Below are 23,057 nucleotides of genomic sequence, written 5' to 3' on the forward strand. Positions count from 1 at the left end.
AGCGGCGCGACCGCCGGTGATGTGTGTGTGCGGCTCTCCACAGGGCTCTCACCGACGCGCGGTTGCGATCGAAACGGCCGTGCGCCCGGTCACGGTGGCCACCGGGCTACTCTCCCTGGGCCTGTCCGGGCCCTGCGCTCTGCGGGACTGCCCGGCCGGTCGCTGCCAGCAGCGCGAGCACGCCGAGTACCGCGAGCAGGATCGGCGCACAGCGGTGCGGTGATCCGGTCGGCGATGTCGGCCGGGGTCTGGACGGTGCGCTGCTGGGTGTCGTGCGGGCCGGTGACGGTCAGCCGGATGTTGCGGGTGGCGTCGGGGGCGGCGGTTGGCTCGGTGAAGTCGTCCAGGGTGCCTGCGAGGTCGGCGGCGGCGCGGGTGTTGTCGCTGTTCATCGGGTCAGCGCAGGAGCGCGGGTCGGCGGCCGCGGTGCTTGGCCTGGGCGCGGCGCGCGGCCGAGGACGGTGTCGCAGGCGCCCTTGACGAGGTCGCCGATCGCGCGGAGGGCGGCGGCGAGGGGTTGGGCCTGGGAGCCGCCGGGGTCGGCGGGCGCGAGGTCGAGGAGTGCAGGAGGTGCGGCAGGAAGTCCACGGGCTGCCTCTCAGCGCCCCCGTGCTCGGGGGTAGTGGCCGGGCGTGGTGACGGGCAGATCGTCGTTCACCGGTGTGAGGCCGGCTTGGCCGAGGGCCGCGAACGGGGCTGCGGTCAGTTGGCGTTGCTCCATGGCGGGTCCCAGGCGGCGCGGGCAGACGCGTGCCGCGGCTCCCGGTGGTCCGACCCGGGAGCCGCGGCGCGTCGCGGTGCTACCGCTGGGTGGCCGCCGCCTTGGCCTTGCGGGCGGGCAGACGGTCCTGGAGGCCGTTCCAGTCGATCGTCTTCTCGGCGACCGCGTGCTCGCGGGCGAACCGGAGCACCTCGTCCTGGGCGTGGACCGGCCGGCGGGACTTGGGGGAACCGTCGGACGGCTTGAGCTCCACCACCAGGCGGGCCGGGTCCGCGTGGTCTTCGGTCAGGACGATCGTCTGGGCGGGCTTGTTCTTGTTCTTCTTCATGGCGTCACGCTAGGCATCGGCCGTGCCACTGTGCGCGGTCACGCCCGCCGGACGGGTGGTCGCGGGCGGTCACCGCGCCGAACGCCGTCGATGTCATGGCACGGTCCCCGGGGATGCCGCGAGAAGTCCCCGCCGGAATTCGGCCAGGGATCGGACAACACCCTGGGGGACCGGTTTCCTCGGTCCGCGGCGAATGACTCCAAGACGCGGACCTGCTCCCTGTCCACCGTACCGCCGAGCTACCGTCCGCCGGACGGTCCGGTGCACACACCGGCGCCCATCCGCCCGAGCATCTGAAGGTGCTGTCCGGCAATCGGCCGCCGTTGCCGCCCAGGCGCGCCGAGCCGGGCCGGGAACCGGGTCAGCCCAGGCCCGGCGCAGCGTGGCTTGGACGGTGCCAGGTGGGGCGTGGACGATCGCGTGGGTGAGCAGTGCGGAGCGTGCTGGGGTCGGGCGCAGTGGGGGCTGTCTTCGTGGTCAGGTGGTCGGGTCCTGGCGGGCCGCTGCTCCTGGAGGGGTGTTGGGGTCGTCGTCCCAGGAGGTGGTGGCGAGGTGGTCGGCGCTGCCGCCGCGCCATTCGACCAGGAAGAGCGTCGCGTCGTCGCTGGTGGTGCCGCCCCGCTTCAGGGTGTGGGACAGGGCCCGCACCATCGCACGCACGCCGACCTGCGTCCGCCCGACCCGGGTGACGACGTCGATCAGCTGGTCCTCGTCGAACTGCTCGCCGCCGGCCTGGTGTTCCTCGACGAGTCCGTCGGTGAAGAAGAGCACCCGGTCACCGCGGTGCAGCGGCTGTTCGCTGATCCGTGGCTGCTCCCCGCCGAAGCCGACCGGCAAGGTGCAGGCCGATGAGGCTGTGGCTCCGCCGAAGTGGATGCCGCAGGGCCGGGCGGCCGACCGTCGCTCGGCCGGCCGTCGCTTCAGTCACAGACGGATTCCTGCCTTGCGGCCGTGGTGGGCCGGGCGCCCCACCGGAGTAACCTGGGAACCACCGAAGGCACATCGCATGCCGGTCCCCGAACCGGCTTCGTCTCCGGAGACCGACAACGCCGGGCCCATGTGAATGGACCCGGGGACAGGTCCGGGACATGAACGTGACCCTCGACCGTGAGACGACCACGCCACGGACACCACCAGCACCACTGCGTCTGTCCCTCACACCCGACGACGCCACCGCAGGCCGGCTCGACGGCGCCTGGTGGCCCCGCTCGCACGACCTCCTCACCGAACTCCCCTCCCTCGCGAAGGAACTGGACAACCGTTGGGGCCGGGTCACCCGCGTCACCCTGAATCCCGCGCACTGGCCCAGCATTCCCCCACGGATCCCGGTCGCCGGACACGTCGTCCACGCCGGCTGGTTCCAGCAGGAACAGGATCCCAACGAGATCATGGTGCGCTCCTACGCACCGGGTCGCCTCGACCTGCTGGTGGTCCCCCCGCACACCGGCCCGACCGAGGCCGCGAACCTGATGGCCACCGCAGCCGACCCCGCGAACACCCTCACCGCCAGCGACCTGCTGGCAACCCGGCCGACGGAGCACATCGTGCGAGGGACGAACTGATGACCACCTACCAGCCGCTCCCGGCCGGATCCGTCAACACGCTGCACGACGTGCCGGTCCGCGACATCGTCCCGGTCGCCGCGATCGACGACCGCGCCACGGTCCAGGACCGCATGAGCCTGCCGGACCTGCAGATCAGTGACGACGTCCTCGTCGACACCGCCAGCGACATCCTCCGCAGCGCCCACGTGGGCCACATACTCGTTCGCGGACACGACGGCCGCTGCACCGGCCTGCTCACCAGTGCACAGCTCGGCCCCTACCGCCGGGCGACCTACGCCGGCGGGACCTCGGTGAACGACATCGTCCACGACCGCGGCCCGTTCGCGCACACGTCCATGCCGGCCAGCACCGCCCAGACCGCCATGCGCACCCGCGCCCTGGAAGCCTGGCCGGTCGTCGACCACGACGGCTACAGCGTCGGTCTCCTCGCCCGGGAGCGGGTCTGACGTATCACCTGACGTATCAACTGCACCGGACCTGACCGGCGAATGCCCGGGGCTCACGTCCGACCGGTCATCCCACCTGTGGCCGACGCCAGCGCCCCGGGCCGCATCGCCGCTCGCGGGCGCCGGCACCTCCAGCGGAATGCCCATCGCTCCCGCGACCAGCGCGTCGTCTCGATCCGGCGGCAGGCACCGTGCCGGCGTAGCCGGCGGTGTGAGTCCGGGAGGGCGTGGCCGCTGGAGCTGACCCAGGCGCGACACCAGCGAGAGGATGCGGCGGGCTCAGGGACAGACGGGGTGCGGAGCGGGATCCGGCTGCCCGCGGCGATGAGGTTGGCGGCGGGTCGGGTGCGGCGTCGGCCGCACTCCGGCGCCGGTTTCCTACAGTGAGCGCATGATCGCCGAAGACACCCAGCCACCGGCGCACGGACGGGAGTCCCGGCCCCGCCCCGGCACGACGCCCGACACCCTCCACGCTCCCGCGGTTGATCCGCCCGCCGGCACGACCGGACAGCTGACTGTCAGTCAGGCAGTCGCCAACCTGGTAGGCGACGTGGAGCGTCCCGTTGATGCGCTGTGACCCGTCCGGGGGCGGAGTCCTGAGCGCATCGAGCAGTGAGGAGTCGCTGGTGAGCGCAGGGAAACCGGGCGGCAACGACGGGCCGCCCCTCGCCCTCCCGGTGGCGGGCGCAGCCGGGGCAGGGCGATGCTCTGGCGGGAACGCATCTGGCTGCGCGGCACCCCGTACGGCGACGTGATCCGCACCCAGCAGCAGAAGGTGCAGAACAGCGGCGGGAACGCACTGGTGCGGGCCCCGGTGGCCAACCGCGGAAACACCGTCGGGCTCCTCAAACGTGGAGATCCACGCCGATACGAGGCCGGCAACTCCCGGGGGCCCGGGCTCGCGCCGGCGCGGGCGGACGAGCTGGTCGACATCCCCGGTAGCGCGGGCGGGCACTGGACTGGATCAGCGCCTACCGCGGCCAGCACTGCCACGGCCGACCTGGAAGTCGTTCCGGGAGGAAGAGGCGCTGTGACCCGCGGAGGCTTCGGCGAACATCCGGCGCATCGCGCTGCTCGTCCTGGCCGCCAGCGGTCGGGTGGACGGCACGAGGATCGCGTTCGGCCTGCGGGTGCGCGAGAGCCTGGCGCCGACGGCGTACTGCGGCCGGTCAGCCGCCCACCTCCTGGCCACCGCGGCGGGGAGGAGGCTGGGAGACGGGATCGGGCGGCAGGCCGGCGTGCATGCGGGCGGCCTGCTCACGCAGGTGGGCGCAGGCCTCGGCGGTCTGTTGGCGCAGCAGTTCGGCCGTCAACTCCGTTGGGATGGCCGTGTCCGAACTCGTGTCCGCTTGGTATGGGCTGTTTCATGCCTGCCCACCTACCCCGTCCCGGTGCTCGACCACCCCGGCGACCGGGCCCCTCGCCACGTGTTCGCCCCCGTCGCCGTGCAACCCAAGGCGGCGCAGCTGCGGGTCAGCGACGAGGGCGCCGGCCCCCGCACGCGGATGCGGCGAGGAAGGCCATGGTGGCGACCAGGAGACCGGTGCCGAGGGCGGCCAGGAGGAACCTCCCCCGCAGGACGCCCACCAGGACCAGGCCGATCGCCGCGGTGACGACCTGCAGGAAGAAGGCCCTCGCGCGCCGTTCCGGTGGGGCCGGCGCCCGAACGGGCAGGAGGACGCGCCCAGGCTGCGGTGCGCCTCCGTCGGCGGGCACACGCCCAGGCCAGGGCACTAGGGAGCGCGCCCGTTCCAGCCGTCTCAGCAGCCGGCACTCCCGCGGGTCCTCGGGCGCCGGGCGGCTCCAGTCCTTCGCCTGCCGCGCCAGGGCCTGGATGCCCTCGCGCGACCCGGCCTTGCGGCGCCTGCCGGAGGTCCAGCACATCCGCGCTCACCGGCGCCCGGTGCCCGGGCCGCCGGTGCCGTCCCCGGCCGGCGCCCTTCCACCCACCGGCCCCGGCACCGCCCCGGCGGGCAGGTCACCGGCCAGCACACGGCGCAGCGCGTACAGCGCCGCCGCGCCCGCGCGCGCCCCCTGGCGCGGCAGCAGCCCCCGAACCCGTTCGCCGGCCCCGGCGCCCAGCGCCGCCACGATCTGCGCGATGACAACCGTCACATCGCCCGAACCCGTCGATCTGCTTGTCATACGCCGCCCAACGAGCCAAAACGCCAGCAGGTACGGTGCTCGCACGACCACGCGGGACCGGCTAACCGGAAAACCACCCGGCACGGGCCGGCGGCGGATGGCGAAAAGTCCCGCGACCGACATACCAGCCAAGCCTGACGACAGAGGGCCGGCCCGTGAGAACCCCCGCTCACACGGTGGGGCGGCTGCCCGGTGGGTCAGACTGCGTGGGGGTGCGGGACGGCGGGCTCGTGCCGCTCGACGATGAGGACGTGGTCGGCGCCGGTGAGCTCCAGCAGCCTCGCCACGGCGTGGGTGGGACGGGCCAGGTGGAAGGTCACGCCCGACCGCTCGGTCTCGATGCGGGCGCGCAGCAGGGCGCCCAGGCCGCAGAAGTCGCAGAACGTGACGCCCGCCAGGTCGATGACCAGGACGACGGCCGACAGGTCGACGGCGAGAGCGCGGCGCAGCGCGGCGTGGAGGGTGGTGGCGGCGTCGAGGTCGAGTTCGCCGACGGCCTGGACGATCGGGCCGGCTGTGGTGCCGTGCAGGGCCGTCGTGAAGTCGGTGGGGTGGCTCACGCCCTCTCCCCCTGTCGCGTCTTCGTCAACGGTCGCCGGCACGTATCTTGCGCGCCGGGTTGGCATTGGGCTGGTCCATCCACCGTACGGCGCGGCCCGCAGGTTCCCGCAGGGCCGAAGGGACCCGTTTCGCCACCCCGGGGTGCCCGCCGGGGCCGGGGCGGCGTGTCGCGGGCGCAGCTCGGCGGTGGAGCGGCCGGGGCGGGCAGGGTGTTCGGCATGTCCGAGCGTCGTAACCGTCGTCGTAGCCGCCTGCGGGCCCTGGGGCTGCCCGTCGAACCGGTGGAGCCGCGGCCCGTGCCGCAGAATCGCCCCGCGCGGCCGGCGCCGGGTCCAGCGCGGGCTGCCGCCGCGCCGCCGAGGGCGGGCGGCGCCGTACCGGCCGGACAGAGCCTGCCGCCCGCCGGGTGCTGCGCGGCCGTGCGCAGCCGGGACGTGCGCGAGGGCGGCGGCGTGATCGTGTGGACGAGGCACGCCCCCGACTGTCTGGTCGGCCCGCTGAGCAAGTGAGCGGCGCACGGGCGGGACCGGGCCGGCAAACACCGTCGGCACTCGCCGGGCCCGGCGTGCGAACCCTCGGAACCCTCTCCCGACAGTTCGCGCGGCGTCCGCCTCGCCCGGCGGACGCGCTCCATCCCTGTCCGACCAGCGTACGACCAGACCCGACCAAACCCCCGGCCGGACAAGCAGCCGGCCCGCGGCCGGCCCTCCCCGACCACCTCCCCCTCGCGAACCACCCCCGCGGGCAGCGTCCGGGCCGACTGGCGCGGGACGGCGACCCGCTACCCCCGTCCGGGACCGGAGCGCGATCAGCGCCGTCGGCCGGCTCCCGTCGGCTCGGGCCAGCCCTGGGGGGCGTGGCCCAGCGGGCTCTTCCGCAGATAGCCGGGGCGGGCGGTACCACGGACCACGCGCGGGACGGACGCGGGCGCGGGCGCGGGGGCGTCGGGCGGCTTGTACTGGTAGAGCGCGGTGCCGGCCCGGATGAACGCCGTGTAGGCGCCGGGGTCGGTGGGGTCCGAGCTCCACAGGGTTTTCGCCTGCTGCCACGCACACCGCAGCTCGGCCACCATGAGTGCCCGCTCGTCAACGTCGTCGAGGTGGTCGTTCGTCACTGCCGTCATCGTAGGGGGCAGGCGGGCCGGTGCGATCCGGCACGCCCAACCGGCGGATGCCCCGGATGTCGCCGGTTCCCCGGGGCCTTGGCCGTGAGGTGGCCGGGCCCGGAGGAGTGCCTCACTCGGACTCAGCGGGCCGGCGCACAGAGCCGGCCCCCGCTTGCGACCCGCGTGGCGGCAGCCTGCGGGCGGGGGCGTGGGGGCGGGGGCTCAACAGGACGGGTGAACCTGCCCGGGTCCGGTGGAAGCCGGCGCGTGGGGGCTGACCCGCAGGACCCGGTTCACCCCGGTGCGCCCGAACAGGGCCACCACCCGGGCGGTCGGCGCCACCACGTGGAGCACCGCACCTGCTGCCTGGGCCCGCAGGTGAGCGCGGAGGACAGCGTTGAGGCCACCGGAGTCGCAGAACCTCACCCCGGCCATGTCCAACACCAGCTCCCCCGCCGCCGGGACGGCGTCCAGCGCGCCGTCCACCGCCGCATCCAAAAGCCCACCGGTGTACTGGTCCAACTCCCCCACCGCCTCCAGCACCGGATCACCCCCTCCCGGCCGCAACCGCACACTGAACAGGGGCGGATGCGTAGTCATCGGGTACGTCCTCACGGCCACGATCTCCGCGGCCCGGGGGTGCACCCGCGAAGCGGACGCGATCACCAGCCGGCCCGCACACGGGGCGGATGGCAACCGTAGCGCCCCGACCAGCGGCGCGGGCCGGGCTCGCACAGATGCAAGCCGAACGGGAAGCGCGTGGCGGCCGCGGGTGTGAGCGCGTTCCTGCCGCGGCTCGGCAGTGGTCCGCCCGGCCTGCTCCGGGCCGGGCGGGGCGGTCTTCTGCTGGAGCGTCAGGTGTCCGCGGTCGGGAGCGGGTCGCCGGCGTCGTGGCGTAGTTGCTCGTTGATGCGCAGGGCGTCTTCGAGTTGGTCCTCGAGGATGACGATGCGGCAGGCGGCCTCGATCGGGGTGCCCTGGTCGACGAGGTCGCGGGCGCGCATCGCGATCCGCAGTTGGTAGCGGGAGAAGCGGCGGTGGCCCCCGTCGGAGCGCAGGGGGGTGATGAGGCCCTGTTCGCCGAGGGCGCGCAGGAAGGCGGCGGTGGTGCCGGTCATCTCGGCGGCGCGGCCCATGGTGTAGGCGGGGTAGTCGTCGTCGTCGAAGGAGCTCGGGCCCGGGGTGCTGGGGCCGGAGGTGTTGGGGTTGGGGTTGTGGGGCCGGTTGGTTGCCGTGGTCACTGCACCTCTTCTGTGTGGGGTCGGGGACGCGTGGAGGGGCCCCGGCGCCGTGGCGGCTCCGGGGCCCCGAAGGGATACATCACCATCTGCCGGCCTCGGGCCGGCTTTTTTCAGTTCCGCACTGCCCCGGGGGAGGGGGCGTGCGGGGATCGCGTATGCGTGACCGGAAACCACCGTCCTTCGTAACTGGGGGGTCTGCGGTGTCCGCCCGGACGAACCTGCCTCACGGGCCGGGCGATCCTGATGGCGCTCTGTCCCCTCCGTTCATCCTCTGTGTGTGCTGACCTGCGTACTGCTCGGTACTGCTGGTTCTTCTCAACACGGGTACTGCTCGGTACTGCTGAACTGCCAACTGCCTGGTACTGCTGTGGCGGCCTCGAAGGGTCACCGTGTCCGGCAGCCAGCCCCGTCGCCCGTCCTGCACTTTCCCTGGCTTGGAACCCCACTGCCCGGACCTGCCCGGCACGCGCGCCCGCAGCCTGGGCGCCTTCACCGGGATACCGCGTACTGCGACTGCAACCTCAACTTCGACCTGCCGGGTACTGCTCCTACCGCGGTACCGCTGGGTGGCGGCCCCTGATACCTGCGGGCCGCCCGGTCCGGCCGCCGGTCCCGTCGCCGTCCTGCAACCGCTCTGGCTCCGAAACCCTGCCGCCGCACCGCGTCACGCCCACCTGCCCGGCGCATGTCCTGCGTACTGCTCACCCGCGAACTGCCGCGGTACCGCTGGGTGGCGGCCCCTGATCACTGCGGGCCGCCCGGCCCGGCCGCCGGTCCCGTCGCCGAACTGCAACCGCTCTGGCTTCAGAACCCCACCACCGCGCCGACCTGCGAACTTCTGTCCTACTACCCGCCAGTTCGTGTCTGCCGGGTACCGCTCGACTGCTTGCTACGGGAGAAACACTAACCACGACACCGAGCGATGTCTACTCCGGCCAGCACAGATTTTTCGCTGTTCGAGGGGAAGGTAGTCTTCGGCCGAACAGCGAAAGGCCGGCACAGCAACACGAACGGGAGGACCGACAGGTGGAAGGGCAACAGCCGGCACCAGGAGCGCGCGCACCCGCCCCGCATCCCCCGCGCACCCGGGCGTCCCTGCTGGCCGCCCTCACCGAAGCCGTCCACGACCGCGACGAACACGTCCTGCGCCGCCTCCTCGCCCGCTTCGCCGAACAAGCCGCCCTCACCGACCTGCCCGCCCTGCGCCACGCCCTCAACCCCCCGCCCAGCCACGACAACGACCGGCCACCAGCACCCCCATAGCTGGCGTGGCCGCGACCCCGGCGGGGGAAGTACAGGTCAGACGCGTCGCACCGCCCGCCCGCAGCCACGGCGCGACGCGCGCCCGGGCGGAAGATTTCAAGTCCAGTGAGACGGTCGTGACGCTATGAGGTTTGTGGTGCGGGTTCCCTGCGCTTGGCGGGGTCGTTGATCCACGCTGTCTTCGGGATCTCGGGTGGTCTGGGGCGGCGGCCGAAGCGTTCGGGGTGCCGCGCGTAGGCCTCGGCGAGGGTGACGGCCCGCTGGTCACGGATCTCCTCGGCGGTGCCGAAGTGGACGCTGGCGGGCGTGTGAAGTCCGATGCCGGAGTGCCGATGCTCGTGGTTGTAGTACGAGGTGAAGGCGTCGAACCATTCGCAGGCGTGGGCCAGGGAGTCGAACCGCTCGGGATAGTCGGCCATGTACTTGGTGGTCTTGAACTGGGCCTCGCTGTAGGGGTTGTCGTTGGAGGCCTTCGGGCGCGAGTGGCTTCTGGTGACGCCGAGGTCGATCAGCAGCTGGGAGACCTTCTTGGAGGTCATCGAGGTGCCGCGGTCGGCGTGCACGGTCTCGGGGACGATGCCGTTGCGCGCGAGGGTCTCACGGATCAACTCCTCGGCCCGCTCAGCTGATTCGGCCAGCTCGACGGTGTGGCCACGATGTAGCGGCTGAAGATGTCGATGATGACGTAGGCGTGGTACCAGATGCCCTGCGTGGGCCGGCTGCCTTGGTGATGTCCCAGGTGAAGACCTGGGAGGGGCCGTCGGCGACCAGTTCGGGCACCGTTTTGGCCGGGTGGGCGGCCTGGCGGCGGCGCTCACCGGGCTGCCCCCGCTCGCGCAGGATCCGGTACATCGTGGAGACCGAGCAGTAGTTAGCGCCCGGTGTCCAGCTCGCGGGCCCAGATCTGCGCGGGCGCCAGCTCGGCGTACTCGGGGCGGTTCATCAACTCCATTACCGCATTGCGCTCTTCGGCTGTCAGGGCCGACGGCTGGACCTGGGGTGACCTGGGCTCGCGCACGGGCGTGGGCTTCAGCCTGCGGTAGTGGGTGGCGCGGGAGCGGCCGGTCAGCCGGCATGCGGCCGTGGTGCCCAGCTCGTGTTCGACGGCGGTGAACGCCTCGTCCATGACGGGATCGGCGGTGCGCCTCAGTCCGCGCTCTCGGAGATCATTTCCAAGAGCGCCGACGCTTTTCCCAGGACCTCCAACGCGGCTTTGTTCCGCGCGAGTTCCTTCTCCAGCCGTTCCACCTGCCGACGCAGCTTCTCGTTCTCGGCCTCGGCGGCGGACTTCTTCGGTCGGGCCGGGCTCGTGCGGCGGTCGACCAGGTTCTCCAGGGCGCCGGCATCGCGCGCGGTCCGCCATTCGGTGACGTGGGAGTGGTACAGGCGCTCGCGGCGCAGGACCGCACCCTTCTCACCCTCGGGCGCGGCGTCGTACTCGGCGACGATCCGCAGCTTGTACTCGGGGCTGAACGTGCGGCGCTTCGGCCTGGGAGCCGGGTCGGCAGCGGACGGATTGGTACTGGTCATCAGGGGTGGAACTCCTACTCGGGCCCTCTCAGCCTAACCCGACAAAGCGGGATGTCTCACCCAAGGCTGACAGAGAGGGGAGAGCCCATGCCCTTACCGCTTGACGCGACTGCGGACGGCGAGGATGGCGAGGGCAAGAAGGACTGGTTCGATGATTCGGGACGCCATCTCGACGCGGCCGGGGGTCGGCTAACGTCTCGTGGTGCCCGCCAGGGCACGCGCGCCGAGCGCTGCCACGAGACGTTAGCCGACCCCCGGCCGAGTCTCTGAACGAGACCCGAGCCATCGCCGAGGGCTTTCTGGCCGCCTCGCCGTGGTTCGGCGACGTGCAGTGGGGCCGGATCCTGGTAGGCCCTGGCGTCGAACACCTCCTCGGTTGGGACGGCAAGGTCCCGGATGACGTCGAGCTCTCCGCGGGCCAGCACTGGACCTGGAGGGTGTCGTTTACTGACCCGGCCGGAGCAGTCCAGTCCCTCACCCATGAAGTCGTCCTGAAGGGCATCACGGACCTCGTCTACAGCAAGGACAGCTCGGCCGAGGGCTACCTGGTCCTGCCCGTCATGCAGTGGTTCCAGGAGCCCGCGCAGGACCGGCGTTCGTTCAAGTTGTCCCCCACCCAGCAGTCGCTGATCTGCCAGAAGGGCCTCTACGAGCGGACAGTCTTCTCCACCGACGAGCCCGGCGAACGACTGAGGCTGGACTTCTTCGCCAACCAGCGTTCCGACCCGAACAAGTCGGAGGGCTGAGCCCCTGCAGAGCGGCCGTCCCGGCTGGACGGCCGCGGGGGGAATCCGTGGTGGGACTGGTCCGGCAGCTGTGATGCCGGACCAGGACCACCTTCGTCTCGCCGTCCGTCAGCCTCGGCCGCGGCTGGGAGAGGGGCCCCTGCGCCAGGTCGAAGGGGCCCGACGGCGGAACGATTCCCCGGCCAGCACCGCCTGCGATCGCCGCGGCCGGCCTGCCATCAGTGACGACTCGCCGTATCGGTCCGCTCCGCCCCGGATCCACATCGGCGGTGCCAGGTCCAGCCCGGCGTCCGGCACGCCTCCTGGCGCCCTTGCAGGGCCGCGTCTGGCCCCGCTGCGCCGGCAGGCACAGCGCAGGGCGCCGGCGCCCTGCGGCTTGTCAGAACCGGTGGCTGCGCTGCACGACGGGCCGGGCGGGCGGGGCCGCCTCGGCGCCGCGCAGGGCGAGGGCCGCGGTGCGGGTGCGCTCCAGCCAGCTCATGACCTGGCGCAGCGTGGCGGGGTCGAGGTGGCAGGTGAGGTCGCGGACGGCCTGGTGGTCGTCGTCGGTGAGGGTGTGAAGGCCGGCGCGGTCGAGGGCGGTGTAGAGGGGTTGGGCGGCGGACCCGGCGAGGCGGCGGTGGGCGGCGTCGGTGGTCTCCCGGGCTTTGTGGGCAGCCTCGGCGGCGCGGTCGGCGATGTCGCGGCGGTGGTGCTCACGGCGCAGGGTGTGCTGGAGGGCGGTGTCGTTGTCGGGGTCGTAGCGCTCGGCGCCGGTGGCGGCGGTGTGGTCGTGTACCCGCTGCCTCTCGGCCAGGGTGTCGGCCGCGGTGGCGAAGGCAGCCTCGTCTTCGGCGTCGGCGTGCCGGTCGGCGCAGCGTTCCTCGAACCGAGCCTGTTCCAGGGCCTGCTGCAGGTTGTCCAGGGTCATCCCGGCTGCCCGGCGGCGGACCCGGCCGCGGGCGTCGCCGAGCAGTCCGTGGTCCTGGTCGTCGGCCTCTTCCTCGTCCTGGCCGTGGTCGAGACGGGCGGGGTGCTGGGCGAGGGCGGCGTGCAGGGTTGATCCGGCCTCCCAGGCCTCGGCGTGCAGGACGGGCCGCGGCCGGCCGTCGGGGCCGGCGCCGAGGACGATCCGTCCCTCGATCAGGGCCGCCCAGCCGCCTTGGCCGTCGACGTCGCGTTCGGTCCAGCCGCGGGCGAGGCCGGCGCCGTGGTGCAGGGTCAGTCGGCGAGGGCCTCCCCGATCACCTGCCGCACGTCCTCCTCGTCCTCGGCGCGGGCCAGGGCGGCGGCCTGCTCGCCCGAGAGGTTCAGGTGGACGTCGCGGGCCCGGACCGCGTCAGAGCCCTGGATCTCGAACGTCATCGTCCGCCCGACCCGAGCGCTGACACCGGAGACCCGGCCGCGCTGCGCCAACTGCTTGGCCTTGCGCTCTCAGTCGCGCTTGGTGGTCTGCACGTCGAGTGCGTCCAGGCGCAGCTTCTCCTGCTGCATGGTGGGGTGGCGGGTACCGTCGATCCAGTGCAGCCAACCCGCGCCGAGCCTCTGGTGTTGCCCGGCATTGTCACCGGCGTCCCGTCGAGATCAACTACTTGGCAGCCTGTGAGGATGCCGGGGGCGTTGCTGCTGTCGTGTTGGCGGCAGTGGTGGCCGGGCACGGTGGGGTGTAGGGGAGTTGGGGGATGTAGCGGTTCCACTGCTGGGGGCTGAGCGCGCTTGCGCTGGTCTCGCAGATCCGGTGGATGGCTTCGTCGGTGGTGAGGTTCCACAGGCCGACGACGCCGTCGTCGGTGGTGGCGGCGAGGATACGGCTGTTGGGGCTGAAGGCCACGATGGCGACGGGTCCGGTGGTGACGGTCAGTGGCTGGCCGATCGGCTCGGGGTGGTCCGGGTTGGTCACGTTCCACCGGCTGATGGTGCCGTTGCCGGTTTGGCCGCTGGCGACGAGGGTGTGGCCGTCGGGGCTGAACGCCACTGACCATAGCGGGCCGGGCAGGAGCAGGGGCTCGCCCCGGGGGGTTGGGTGGTGGGGGTCTGTGGTGTTCAGCAGGTTGATGGTGCCGCTGCTGTTGCCGACGGCGAGGGTGCGGCCGTCGGGGCTGAAGGCGACCCAGGCACTGGTCGAGCCGGGCTGTTCCAGGGGCTGGCCCATACGAACAGGGGAATCTTCCCTGCCCACTCTCCACAGGCCGACGGTGTGGTTGCTGTTGTCGCCGCCGGCGGCCAGGACGTTTCCGTCGGGGCTGAACGCCAGGGACAGTACCGAGTGGGTGGTGTCGTCTCCGAAGACGGTGGTCTCGTCCGTCGGACGACTCGGGTCGCTCACGTCCCACAGCAGGATGTCGCCGGAGATGGGGGCGTCGCCCGCAGCGGCGAGTGTGTGGCCATCCGGGCTGAAGACGACCGTGTGGACCGAGCCGCCGAGGCGTTGCAGCGGCTGTCCGAGCGGTTTGGGGTGCTGGGGGTCCGTCAGGTTCCACAGGGTGACCTCGCCGGCCTTGCTGCCTGCGGCGAGGGTGTGCCCGTCGGGGCTGAACGCCACCGACAGGGCGGGCTGCGTGGAGTTGGGCAGGGGTGGCCCCAGCGGTGCGGGGTGGTTGGGGTCGGTGGTGCTCCACAGGCTGATCGTGCCGTTCTGATTGCCTGCGGCGAGGGTGCGGCCGTCCGGGCTGAATGCCGCTGCCTCGACGTTGCCGCCGTCTCCGGCAAGGAGCGTTGCAGGCAGGCTCCACAGATCGGTGGCGCCGTCGGCGTTGCCTACCGCAAGGGTTCGGCCGTCGGGGCTGAACGCCACCGACAGGGCGGGCTGGCTCGGCCCCGTCAGTGGCCGGCCCAGCGGCGAGGGACGGCTGGGAAGAGTGACGTTCCACAGGTGGACGGTGTTGTCGGCGCTGCTGGCGGCCAGGGTGTGGCCGTCGGGGCTGAACGCCACCGACATGACGCTGTTGGCGGGCCCGGCCAGGTTCTGGCCCAGGGATGTGGGGCGCGAGGGGTCGGTCACGTTCCACAGGTGCACGGTGCTGTCGGCGCTGCCGACCGCGAGGGTGTGGCCGTCGGGGCTGAACGCCACGTCGGTTGCATCCTGGTCGGATGCCGTCTGGGCCTGGCCGAGCGGGATGACGGTCTCGGGGCGTGTCACGTTCCACAGGGTGACGCTGCCATCGGCGCCGGCGGCCGCGAGGGTGTGGCCGTCCGGGCTGAACTCCACTGAATAGACGGCTGACCCGGGCCCCGTCAGGACCTGGCCGAGCGAGGTGACGGCCCCGGGGCGTGTCACGTTCCACAGGGTGACGGTCCAGTCGGCGCTGCCCACTGCCAGGGTGTGCCCGTCCGGGCTGAAGTCCAGCGTCTGGATGGCGCTGAGGTCCGTGGTCACCGGCCTGCCCAGCGCGACAGGGCGGCTCGGTGAGGACACGTTCCACAGATCCACGAAGCCGCCGCCCGCCCAGCTGCCCCTGTCGTGGTTGCCGACGTGGCCGGCGACAGCAAGAGTCTTCCCGTCCGGGCTGAACTGCAACGACAGGATCGAGTCGACGGAACTGTCCTGGGGCAGCTCCGGGACCAGCAGGCGCGGACGGCCGGGGTCGGTGATGTCCCACAGCCGCACGGTGTTCTCATAGACACTCCCGGTTGCCAGGGTGTGCCCGTCCGGGCTGTAGGCCACCGTGTAGACGGATCCCTGCGGGCCCGAGGGGCTGCGCAGCCGGGTGGCCAGCGGGGTGTTCTCCGTGCTGATCAGTCGTGACGCCGCATCCGGGTTCGGTTTCATGCGGTAGGCGGCCAGGGCGAGTTGGGCGCCCAGGGAAGGATCACTGTCCATGAGCTGGAGGGCTTCCGCGGTGACCTGGGCGTAGATGGCCTGGTCCCGTTCGCGCAGTGCGGCGGCGGCGGAGTCCTGAGCGCGGAAGGTTTGGGTGACGGCGATGCCCGTGGCCCCGAGCGCGGCTGTCAGCAGTACCGAGAGAGCACTGATCACTCTGCGCCTCACGCGGACCGCACGGCGTTCCCGGCGGTCGGCGGCGAGAAGAAATGCCTGTGCGGTGGCGCTGATCTCGCCAGGGTGCTTCTCGACCCAGGCGTCGGCTGCCGCCCGGCGGTTCCCCCCGTAGAGGGAGGTCGGCTCCCGGCTGGCCTCGTCCCAGGCTCGGGCCGCCTCCTCAAGGTCCTGGCGCACCAGGTTCCCGGCCCGGTCGTGTCCGATCCAACTACTCAGGAGTGGCCACGCTCGTATGAGCGCCTCGTGGGTGATGGCGACGAATTCCTCGTCCTTGGTGAGCAGCCTGCCCTCGGTGAAGACGTCCACGACCTCCTTCGCCAGCGCGGGGTCCGGCGACTCGCGCAGCAACTGCTGGTAGTCGACGCGGCGGCGGACATCGTCGGCGTCGCGGCCGACCACCACCAGCCGCAGGAACACCGACTTCGCCGCCTCGCCGCCGCCCTCGGGCAGGGACTTGAAGAGCTGATCTGCCGTGTGCTCGATGGCTTTCTGGATCCCACCGGTGACGCGGTACCCGTCCAGGGTCATGATGTGGCCGCTGCGCGCCTGCCACGTGGCCCGCAGCGCGTGTGCCAGGAACGGCAACCTGCCCGCCTGCCCGGCGCCCTCCCAGCCGTCAACGGCATCTGCGGCCTGCCCCGCAGCCCCGAGTTCGCTCAGCAGGACCTCGACCAGGCCGTCCTCGATCTCGAGTCCCACGTCCCGGGCGGGCAGGCGGATCGCCTGCCTGAGCTCCGTTTCGGTCATCGGGGTGATCAGCACCGGGTCGTCCGCCAGAGCCTTGTGCAGCTGCGGATAGGCCGTGCAGGCCGCGTAGAAGTCGGCCCGCACCCCCAGGACGACGAGAACGGTCGGCTCACCGGGTGCCGCCTTCCGTCCGAGCCGCTCCAAGACCTCGATGAACCATCGCCGCTCGGCGTCGTCAAGGCACTGAGTGAAGGTCTCCTCGAACTGGTCCATCACCATCACCAGACCCGCCGAAGGCACCTGCACGGTGCCCGAGGTCCCCGGGCCGGGGCCGGCCACCCGGCGTAGGTCGGCCACGCACTGGCCGGGATCGGCCCGCCAGGCCGCGGTCCTAAGTATCACCTCTTCCGGCGGGATCCTAACGGCGGCGGCCAGTGCCTCCGCTGGTGCCGCGGTCGGCGTCAGCGTGATCCGCGGCCACCAGCGTGACCCGCCGGCGGGCAGTGCACCCTCGGCGATTGCCGGGAGCACCCCGCCGGATAGCAGCGATGACTTCCCCGTACCGGAGGCGCCGATGACACACAGCAGACCGCCGTCGTCCACCTGGTCGGCAAGCCGGGCGCAGACGGCCGCCACCATCCGGTCCCGGCCGTAGAACCACCTCGCGTGTTGCGCCGTGAAGGATTTCAGACCCGGGTACGGGCACGGGGGGTCGTCGTCGGCGCCTGGCCCCGGGAGTGTGCGGCGGGTTCCGTCCTCGTAGCGGATGTTGACGTCCCGGCCGGCCAGGATCGCGTCGCCGTGGGTGACGTGGGCTTCTATGTGGCGGGGTTGCCAGGGCTCCACTTCGTCGCTGGGCGGCGGGGTGGGCCCTTCCGTCACTGCCGGCCGTCCCGGGTGACGGTGATGTCGCGGCCGGCCAGGTAGGCGTCCCCGTCGGTGACGTGGGCCTCCTGGTTCAGCGAGCCGACCACCTGACCCACCGGGCTGCTGCCACGCAGTTCCTCGCTGATCAGCTGACGTACCTCGTCGGCGAGGTCCGGCTCGGTCGCGAGCAGCAGAGCGAGCTTGGCCTGCCATACCGCCACCAGCAGCGCTCGCAGGTTCTGGTCGTCGCCGCCCCCCTGGCTCGCGAGCAGCCTGTCGCGCGCCTCGCCCAGTTCCTCTTCTGCCCGTTCGGGGTGCGAGCGGCGCCACAGCGATGACACTGCGGCACGTACGGCGGCCCAGCCGTCCGTCGCCACCATGTCGATCAGGCGCGCCGAGGCGACCGATGCCAGCGTGGCCAGTTCAAGGCTTGTCTCCATGATTTCCCCCAGTGAGATTTGGCGTCGTGTGCTGTCTACGGCTTGTGCGCCGGAATGGCGGTGACCGTCAAGTTCGATGAGATGTAGACGTGGTCGCCGCCGACGGTCCAGAGGAACCCGACCGCGGGCTGCCCGGGGTCGCTGTAGGTCCACCGGGCCCTTCCGGTGGCGGCGTCGATGGCCCACAAGGTGCCCTTCACATCGGTGGCGAAGACCGTGTCACTGGAGCACTGGAGATCGGCGCTGACCCCCGAAAAGGCGAGGCTGGCCTTGAAGTTGGTGAGCGGGGGGAGGTGTGCGATCCATTTGACGCTGCCGTCGGCGGTGTTCGTCGCCACCAGGTCCTCCCCCACCGGGATGTAGACCGTCTTGCCGTCGAGGCTCGGCGTGGGGAAACCGAAGCGCACGTCGGGCTGCTCCGGTCCCCCGCTCAGGTGCCATGCCTCCTTGCCGGTGGCCGGGTCGACAGCCAGAATCTGCTCATCCCCGAAGATGAACAGCCCACCGGCGAACGCGGTCATCGGCCGCCCCTGCTGGTACAGGGCGTGCGGCACCGGCATCTTCCAGCCCCGCGCCCCCTGGTTCTGCGCGTCGATCATCTGAACCTGGTTGTTCCTCCCGTCCACTTCGGTGGGAGCCCCTGCGAGCAGGTAGCGGCCAGACGGAGGGATGAGAACGTTGGCGATGTCGGTACCGGTGGTCCGCCACAGGTTGCGGCCGGTACTCATGTCGAAGGCCCAGATGTAGCCGGACGCCAGGGAGTCCATACCGCTGCTCTTAATCCCGCACACGTACACCACACTTCCGCTCACCGCCACATACGACGGGTCATTGCGGATGTCTCCCTCCGTGTCGTTCCCGTTGACGACCCACTTCGATTTGCCGGTGCCACCGTCGACGGCGCCCAGCTGGTATCCGCTTTTCGATCCTGTGTCGCCGAGGATGTAGAGCACACCGTCGGCGAACGTTGCCAGCGAGTTGTAGCTCGAACTGAACTGGCCCACCGGCAGGGGGCTGTACGTGCTCTTGCCTGCGGAGTCCAGGAAGGTGGTGGCCTTCTCCGAGAGAAGGACGATCACTTTGTCGGATGCCACCACGGCAGTTGGCTTCGCCTCCACGACAACCGACCACGCCGGGACCGCCTCCGGAGCTGCCAGCTCGATCCGGGGCGGCTCCGACGAGGATGGGGACGAGGAGACTGAGGGGGAGACCGTTGCCGGGCCCGAAGCCTTGGGTGATCCACCTGGCGAGGTTGATGTCGGTGCAGAGCCGCCTTTCGCAGTAGGAGCCGAGGTGGGCGAACCGCCGGACAGGCCGGCCACGGCGGCAGCGACGCCTCCGACCGCAACCGCGCCACCCGCCAAGCCGATGATCAGAGTCCTCCGGCTGATCCCGCCGCGCCCTGTGCCGGGCACCAACGCCGTGCTCCCGCCTGTAAAGGCGGCCGGAGATGCCCACTGGCGGTTGGCGGCTGCTACCTCCTGCGCGAGCGGCAGCGGAAGCCAGGCGTTCGCAGGCACTGGTGGTACGCCTTGGCGGCCGAGGTAGTCCAGCAACTGCCGGGCTGTCGGGCGGGCCTGGGACTCGTCGTAGAGACAGCCCGCGACCACCTCCCGAAGCGACGGCGGCAGGGCCGCAACGTTGAAACCGGAGCCAGGCCCCAAAGGATCCCGTCCTGACGCCGCGAAGACCAGGGTCGCCCCCAGGGAGAACATGTCGCCAGCAGCTGTTCCTGCCTGCCCCGAGACCTGCTCGGGCGCGATATAGCCCGCCAGGCCGACGCTTGCCCTAGTCGCACCCTCAGAGAGCAAAGGCTCCAGGAGCCGGGGCACCCCCAGGCCGACGACGTAGGGCCCGCTCTCGGCCACCACCACGTTGTCCGGCTGCAAGCTGCCGTGGGCCACCCCGGCCTCGTGCACGGCGGCCAGCGCGCCGGCGAGACCCTCGGCCAGCACACGCAAGGTGGACTCAGGCAGATGCTGCTGCGTACCCACTGCCTGACGCAGGGACAGGCCCGGAATCAGCGTGCTCGCCACCCATGGGACGGGACCTTCTACATCAGCGTCCACCACCCGAGCGACGAAGGTATCCGGCAACCCGCGCGCCGCCGCTACCTCATCCCGAAGCCGTTGCCTGAACCCACTGTCCTCGGCCGGGTCGGGCCGGATCAGTTTGACCGAGACGATCAACCCGCTCGCTGAACGGCCCACGTAGTCCGTGCCCGCCCCGCCGGACCCCAGTCTTCCGAGCAGTGTGTACGGCCCGATCTGCTCAGGCTCGTCCGCCCCCAGACGCTCCAACTCGTCGCCCCCTCGATTGGCGTGAAGCAAAAAATCGTCCCACCTGCGGGACCAACTGTCACCATGCCCTTTCGCCACGAACAGCTCAGGGCAGCTTGAGGGGATGGCGCACGCACTGAACACCAACACACGCAGGCATATGCCAGCTGCGTCGGCTGCCAGGCATTCTTCGGTGGCACCACATCACCACGCAAAGCCCCCGCCCGGAGCGTACCCAAGGAAGGCGACTTCGGCTCGCACTTCTCCCAAAGGTGCCCGGGGCGGTGCCGGCTCCGGTGCGGACGATGGTCATGCCGCCGGGGATGGGGTAGTACCGGGTGCCGATCGGGTTGGTCTTGGTGGCGGTGTCGAGGGTGAGTTCGTCGGTGCCGAGGTTGATAGTGGTCTTGTCGGGGTTGCGGCGGATGAGCTGGTTGCATGGAACGCCCGAGGATGTGGACAAGGATCAGCGGGGTGAACGCGGCGGATTCGAAGTCGTCGACGATCAAATCATCGTCGACGAAAGTCTAGCCCTGCCGGTTAACTTTTCTGCGCCGAGTAAATTTATCGAGGCCTATAACTCGCTCGCAGCGAAAAAGATCGACGCCTACCATAGTCCAATTTCCCAATATCACCTCGCCGTCGACGTTTGCGCTTTCACGCCGGGTGCCTGCACAGACGACGAAGCCACACAAATATGGATGCTTCTAGGTACGGCCCTGGTTGCAATTGGCATGGAGGCTGGCGCCGATCGCCTCGCCAATGGCAATGGTGGGAAAATTGGTGCCGGATTCCTTTCTTCGAAGGGACCATTCTGGAATTCGATGACAAGCGCAGAAACGCCGCGCGGCATCAGAAGCTACATAGTTGCCCCGGGTGGTAATGGCCGCTTGTCGGATTCCCTGCCAAGGAAGTTACCCAAAACATTCATCGAGGAGTACGAGGAGATCCGGGCGGGGAGGGGAACTCCCCAGGTGTACGAGCAGGGCCACCCGCAAGCGGGTCAGCAGAAGATTTTCAGAGGAGATGACGGCCACAATAGTTTCTGGCAAGGCGCCAAGGAATGGCTCGTTCCTGCCGCGAAGGACCCAGGAAATGCGCGCATTCTGCAGAAGACGCTTCCAGACGGTCGAATCGTCATGGGTTATTCGAAGGATCATTATGAAACAATCCATAAATTCGATGCCCCCCATTTCCCAGATAATGGCTGGCGCTAGCCTCACTGTTTGCCAGGCCACCCCTACTCAAATCATGACTGGAGAAGAGAAATCTTCTGCCCTGTCATATTGAAAATGCTTTTCTGAGGAGGGCTGGGGACTGGAAACGGCGCATCAGCTGCCGCTCCAGTCCCCAGCCCTCCTCAAGGGCTGTCTCGTATTCCGTTCTGTAGCGCCAGAGCAAGGGCCCTGGGGGACTTGCTCACTCAGCCGGCGAGGGCAGGTTGTGCATACGGGGCAATGCCCCTGGCTACCCAGTGGACGACGGGGCCCTCGCGTCAGCACAAGCGGAGGATTTTCCCGGTGGCCGGGCCTGGACGGGTCCAGGCCCGGCCACAGCAGTCATCCGCTGCCTTGGCGAGCACCGGAAACCAGGCTGGGCGCGGCCTGGTGAACACCTTAGAAGTCATCTCATTTGGACGTTTGAGTAGACTCCGGGTGTGCTGATCGTGGATCGTCTCGTGCCGGACGAGTTGTGGGAACTGTTCCAGCGGGTGGTGCCCCCGGCGCCGACGCGTCCGCAGGGCGGCGGTCGGCGGCGACATGGGGACCGCGAGGTGCTGGCCGCGATCGTGTTCGTCGCAACGTCAGGGTGTACTTGGGCTCAGCTGCCGCCGTGCTTCGGCCCGTCCGGTCCGACCGCGCACCGGCGCTTCACCGAGTGGACCGCGGCGCGGGTGTGGGCCAAGCTGTACCGCCTGGTCCTGGACGAGCTCGGCGCCCGGGGCAAGCTGGACTGGTCCCGCTGCGCGGTCGACTCGGTGAACATGCGGGCCCTGAAAAAGGGGATCTGACAGGTCCGAATCCTGTAGATCGGGGCAAGTACGGTTCGAAGATCCATCTGCTCACCGAACGTACCGGTCTGCCCCTTTCGGTTGCGATCTCCGGGGCCAACCTCCACGACAGCCAGGCCCTGATCCCGCTCGTCGAGGCTGTCCCGCCGATCCGGTCCCGCCGCGGCCCCAGGCGCCGGCGACCCGGCAAACTCCATGCCGACAAAGCCTACGACCACCGCTTCATCCGGGCCTACCTGCGACGCCGCCAGATTGCTCACCGCATCGCCCGCCGCGGCGTCGAGGCCTCCACCCGCCTCGGCCGCCACCGCTGGACCATCGAACGGACGATGGCCTGGCTCGGAGGCTTCCGCCGGCTCCACCGCCGCTACGAACGCAAGGCCGACCACTTCGCAGCCTTCGCCACCATCGCCGCCACCCTCATCTGCCACCGCAGACTCACCAAATGAGACGATCTCTTAATGAGCTCACGGCACTCCGCCGACAGCACCTGCACACCTAGGCCAACGCCTCCTGGCCCACAGGTCCAGAGAAGCCCTTAGACCTTTTCCTATCACCCCAATTATCTTCCAATTGGGTAGCGCGGATCAGCCCCCTTAACTAATGGCTCTCGCGTTGATGCGGAGAAATTTGCGGCAGACACAGGCCGCGCCAGGCATCGTTTAACGGCAAAGCGGGCGGTCTACCGGATTAAGTCATTCCAGAAGGTAATGTCCGGCCGCTAGATCCACGTAGCAGGATGCTGTTGTCGACCCTAAGGGCTGTCCCGTAATTGATCTTCGGGGCGTCTCGGGCGGTGGGTTGCGTGGCGGCCGCCCGGCTCACGCGGCTTGGAGGAGGTTGTGCAGGCGGGCGATGCCGAGCATGGCGTGGTGAACGCCGTCCCCCTTGAGACGGCAGTCGCGCAGGGGTCACCGCTCCAGCTCTCGCAGCGGACGCTTCCCGATGGGAAGTCCAGCTCAGTGCCACGCGCCCTGTTGCCGGCTCCCACTCCTGGCGGACTCCGATTACGGGCTCCCCCAGGTGGACCTCGAAGGGTGTCTCGTCATGCACGGGCAGCACGTCGATCCGACCCCAGTCGCCCATGTCGAAGCCATCATCCGGCCGAGAGGTCTCGACCATGAGGCACCAGTCCGTGCCGCTGGC

The 23,057-nt window shown here is 70.5% G+C and carries 24 protein-coding genes and 2 pseudogenes; 7 read left to right on the forward strand and 19 right to left on the reverse strand.

The features are described from left to right. Positions 1 to 89: 89 nt before the first annotated feature. From OG689_RS43245 to OG689_RS43255, 3 genes and pseudogenes are all read right to left on the reverse strand, one after another. A complete protein-coding gene (locus OG689_RS43245; RefSeq protein WP_266328994.1) occupies positions 90 to 392 on the reverse strand; it encodes a hypothetical protein in 303 nt (100 codons plus the stop codon). A gap of 408 nt (positions 393 to 800) precedes the next feature. Further along, entirely contained in the window at positions 801 to 1,049 is a 249-nt protein-coding gene (locus tag OG689_RS43250) for a hypothetical protein (protein WP_266328996.1), read from the reverse strand. A 477-nt stretch (positions 1,050 to 1,526) separates the two neighbouring features. Further along, positions 1,527 to 1,889, reverse strand: a pseudogene (locus OG689_RS43255) (SpoIIE family protein phosphatase); the annotation flags it as partial. Between the two features lie 248 nt (positions 1,890 to 2,137). On the opposite strand from OG689_RS43255, the gene OG689_RS43260 reads away from it, so the two are divergent. The 3 genes from OG689_RS43260 (at position 2,138) to OG689_RS43270 (ending at position 3,637) form a co-directional block, all read left to right on the forward strand. After that, on the forward strand, positions 2,138 to 2,611 hold the full coding sequence (locus OG689_RS43260; protein ID WP_266328998.1) for a DUF5994 family protein: 474 nt from the start codon (positions 2,138 to 2,140) through the stop codon (positions 2,609 to 2,611). Further along, the gene (locus OG689_RS43265) at positions 2,611 to 3,060 is read left to right on the forward strand and encodes a CBS domain-containing protein (protein WP_266329000.1); all 450 of its coding nucleotides are present in this window, start codon (positions 2,611 to 2,613) and stop codon (positions 3,058 to 3,060) included. The genes OG689_RS43260 and OG689_RS43265 overlap by 1 nt, the downstream gene beginning before the upstream one ends. A 391-nt stretch (positions 3,061 to 3,451) precedes the next feature. Next, on the forward strand, positions 3,452 to 3,637 hold the full coding sequence (locus tag OG689_RS43270) for a hypothetical protein (RefSeq protein WP_266329002.1): 186 nt from the start codon (positions 3,452 to 3,454) through the stop codon (positions 3,635 to 3,637). Between the two features lie 592 nt (positions 3,638 to 4,229). Here OG689_RS43270 and OG689_RS43275 read toward each other — a convergent pair. The 7 genes from OG689_RS43275 to OG689_RS43305 all read right to left on the reverse strand — a co-directional run bounded on the left by OG689_RS43275 (position 4,230) and on the right by OG689_RS43305 (position 8,007). Then, positions 4,230 to 4,373 (reverse strand): hypothetical protein, encoded by a 144-nt coding sequence (locus OG689_RS43275; protein WP_266329004.1) that lies wholly within the window; start codon positions 4,371 to 4,373, stop codon positions 4,230 to 4,232. A 160-nt stretch (positions 4,374 to 4,533) separates the two neighbouring features. After that, positions 4,534 to 4,776, reverse strand: a complete 243-nt coding sequence (locus OG689_RS43280; protein ID WP_266329006.1) for a hypothetical protein — start codon at positions 4,774 to 4,776, stop codon at positions 4,534 to 4,536. 174 nt (positions 4,777 to 4,950) lie between these two features. Continuing rightward, entirely contained in the window at positions 4,951 to 5,175 is a 225-nt protein-coding gene (locus tag OG689_RS43285; protein ID WP_266329008.1) for a hypothetical protein, read from the reverse strand. A 227-nt stretch (positions 5,176 to 5,402) separates the two neighbouring features. Further along, positions 5,403 to 5,765: an STAS domain-containing protein gene (locus tag OG689_RS43290; RefSeq protein WP_266329010.1), complete on the reverse strand. Its 363-nt coding sequence runs from the start codon at positions 5,763 to 5,765 to the stop codon at positions 5,403 to 5,405. 809 nt (positions 5,766 to 6,574) lie between these two features. Then, a complete protein-coding gene (locus OG689_RS43295) occupies positions 6,575 to 6,880 on the reverse strand; it encodes a hypothetical protein (protein ID WP_266329012.1) in 306 nt (101 codons plus the stop codon). Positions 6,881 to 7,093: 213 nt separating this feature from the next. Continuing rightward, a complete protein-coding gene (locus OG689_RS43300) occupies positions 7,094 to 7,471 on the reverse strand; it encodes an STAS domain-containing protein (RefSeq protein WP_266329014.1) in 378 nt (125 codons plus the stop codon). Between the two features lie 254 nt (positions 7,472 to 7,725). After that, positions 7,726 to 8,007 (reverse strand): MerR family transcriptional regulator, encoded by a 282-nt coding sequence (locus OG689_RS43305; protein WP_266329160.1) that lies wholly within the window; start codon positions 8,005 to 8,007, stop codon positions 7,726 to 7,728. 1,131 nt (positions 8,008 to 9,138) lie between these two features. Between OG689_RS43305 and OG689_RS43310 the strand changes: the two genes are divergently transcribed. After that, positions 9,139 to 9,375: a hypothetical protein gene (locus OG689_RS43310; RefSeq protein WP_266329016.1), complete on the forward strand. Its 237-nt coding sequence runs from the start codon at positions 9,139 to 9,141 to the stop codon at positions 9,373 to 9,375. 122 nt (positions 9,376 to 9,497) lie between these two features. Here the strand turns inward: OG689_RS43310 and OG689_RS43315 are convergent, their stop codons facing one another. The 3 genes from OG689_RS43315 to OG689_RS43325 form a co-directional block, all read right to left on the reverse strand. After that, on the reverse strand, positions 9,498 to 9,983 hold the full coding sequence (locus OG689_RS43315) for an integrase core domain-containing protein (RefSeq protein ID WP_266329018.1): 486 nt from the start codon (positions 9,981 to 9,983) through the stop codon (positions 9,498 to 9,500). A gap of 263 nt (positions 9,984 to 10,246) precedes the next feature. Beyond that, positions 10,247 to 10,501 (reverse strand): hypothetical protein, encoded by a 255-nt coding sequence (locus tag OG689_RS43320; RefSeq protein WP_266329020.1) that lies wholly within the window; start codon positions 10,499 to 10,501, stop codon positions 10,247 to 10,249. Positions 10,502 to 10,521: 20 nt separating this feature from the next. Then, positions 10,522 to 10,905, reverse strand: coding sequence for a hypothetical protein (locus tag OG689_RS43325; protein WP_266329022.1), 384 nt, complete (start codon positions 10,903 to 10,905; stop codon positions 10,522 to 10,524). A gap of 326 nt (positions 10,906 to 11,231) precedes the next feature. Between OG689_RS43325 and OG689_RS43330 the strand changes: the two genes are divergently transcribed. Next, positions 11,232 to 11,651: a hypothetical protein gene (locus tag OG689_RS43330; RefSeq protein WP_266329024.1), complete on the forward strand. Its 420-nt coding sequence runs from the start codon at positions 11,232 to 11,234 to the stop codon at positions 11,649 to 11,651. A 379-nt stretch (positions 11,652 to 12,030) separates the two neighbouring features. On the opposite strand, the gene OG689_RS43335 is transcribed toward OG689_RS43330, so the two are convergent. The 5 genes from OG689_RS43335 to OG689_RS43355 form a co-directional block, all read right to left on the reverse strand. Then, on the reverse strand, positions 12,031 to 12,561 hold the full coding sequence (locus tag OG689_RS43335; protein ID WP_266329026.1) for a hypothetical protein: 531 nt from the start codon (positions 12,559 to 12,561) through the stop codon (positions 12,031 to 12,033). Between the two features lie 290 nt (positions 12,562 to 12,851). Further along, positions 12,852 to 12,995, reverse strand: a complete 144-nt coding sequence (locus OG689_RS43340) for a hypothetical protein (protein WP_266329028.1) — start codon at positions 12,993 to 12,995, stop codon at positions 12,852 to 12,854. A gap of 223 nt (positions 12,996 to 13,218) precedes the next feature. Next, complete coding sequence (locus OG689_RS43345; RefSeq protein ID WP_266329030.1) at positions 13,219 to 17,196, reverse strand: hypothetical protein; 3,978 nt, start codon at positions 17,194 to 17,196, stop codon at positions 13,219 to 13,221. Then, on the reverse strand, positions 17,193 to 17,621 hold the full coding sequence (locus OG689_RS43350; protein ID WP_266329032.1) for a hypothetical protein: 429 nt from the start codon (positions 17,619 to 17,621) through the stop codon (positions 17,193 to 17,195). The genes OG689_RS43345 and OG689_RS43350 overlap by 4 nt, the downstream gene beginning before the upstream one ends. A gap of 35 nt (positions 17,622 to 17,656) precedes the next feature. Then, positions 17,657 to 19,951 carry a PQQ-binding-like beta-propeller repeat protein gene (locus tag OG689_RS43355; RefSeq protein WP_323189414.1) on the reverse strand — a complete coding sequence of 765 codons (2,295 nt, stop codon included), beginning with the start codon at positions 19,949 to 19,951 and terminating at the stop codon, positions 17,657 to 17,659. A 374-nt stretch (positions 19,952 to 20,325) separates the two neighbouring features. Here OG689_RS43355 and OG689_RS43360 point away from each other — a divergent pair, with 374 nt between their 5' ends. Both OG689_RS43360 and OG689_RS43365 read left to right on the forward strand, forming a co-directional pair. Further along, positions 20,326 to 21,117: a hypothetical protein gene (locus tag OG689_RS43360; RefSeq protein ID WP_266329036.1), complete on the forward strand. Its 792-nt coding sequence runs from the start codon at positions 20,326 to 20,328 to the stop codon at positions 21,115 to 21,117. Positions 21,118 to 21,563: 446 nt separating this feature from the next. Continuing rightward, positions 21,564 to 22,360, forward strand: a protein-coding gene (locus OG689_RS43365) for an IS5 family transposase (RefSeq protein ID WP_266329156.1) whose coding sequence is annotated in 2 segments (ribosomal slippage) — positions 21,564 to 21,896 and positions 21,899 to 22,360 — 795 coding nt in all. Because the reading frame shifts where the segments join, the coding sequence is not laid out codon by codon here. Between the two features lie 372 nt (positions 22,361 to 22,732). On the opposite strand, the pseudogene OG689_RS43370 reads toward OG689_RS43365, so the two are convergent. Beyond that, positions 22,733 to 22,819: pseudogene (locus OG689_RS43370) on the reverse strand (IS5/IS1182 family transposase); the annotation flags it as partial. Positions 22,820 to 23,057: the final 238 nt, after the last annotated feature.

It is taken from the genome of Kitasatospora sp. NBC_00240, assembly GCF_026342405.1.
Taxonomy (GTDB): domain Bacteria; phylum Actinomycetota; class Actinomycetes; order Streptomycetales; family Streptomycetaceae; genus Kitasatospora.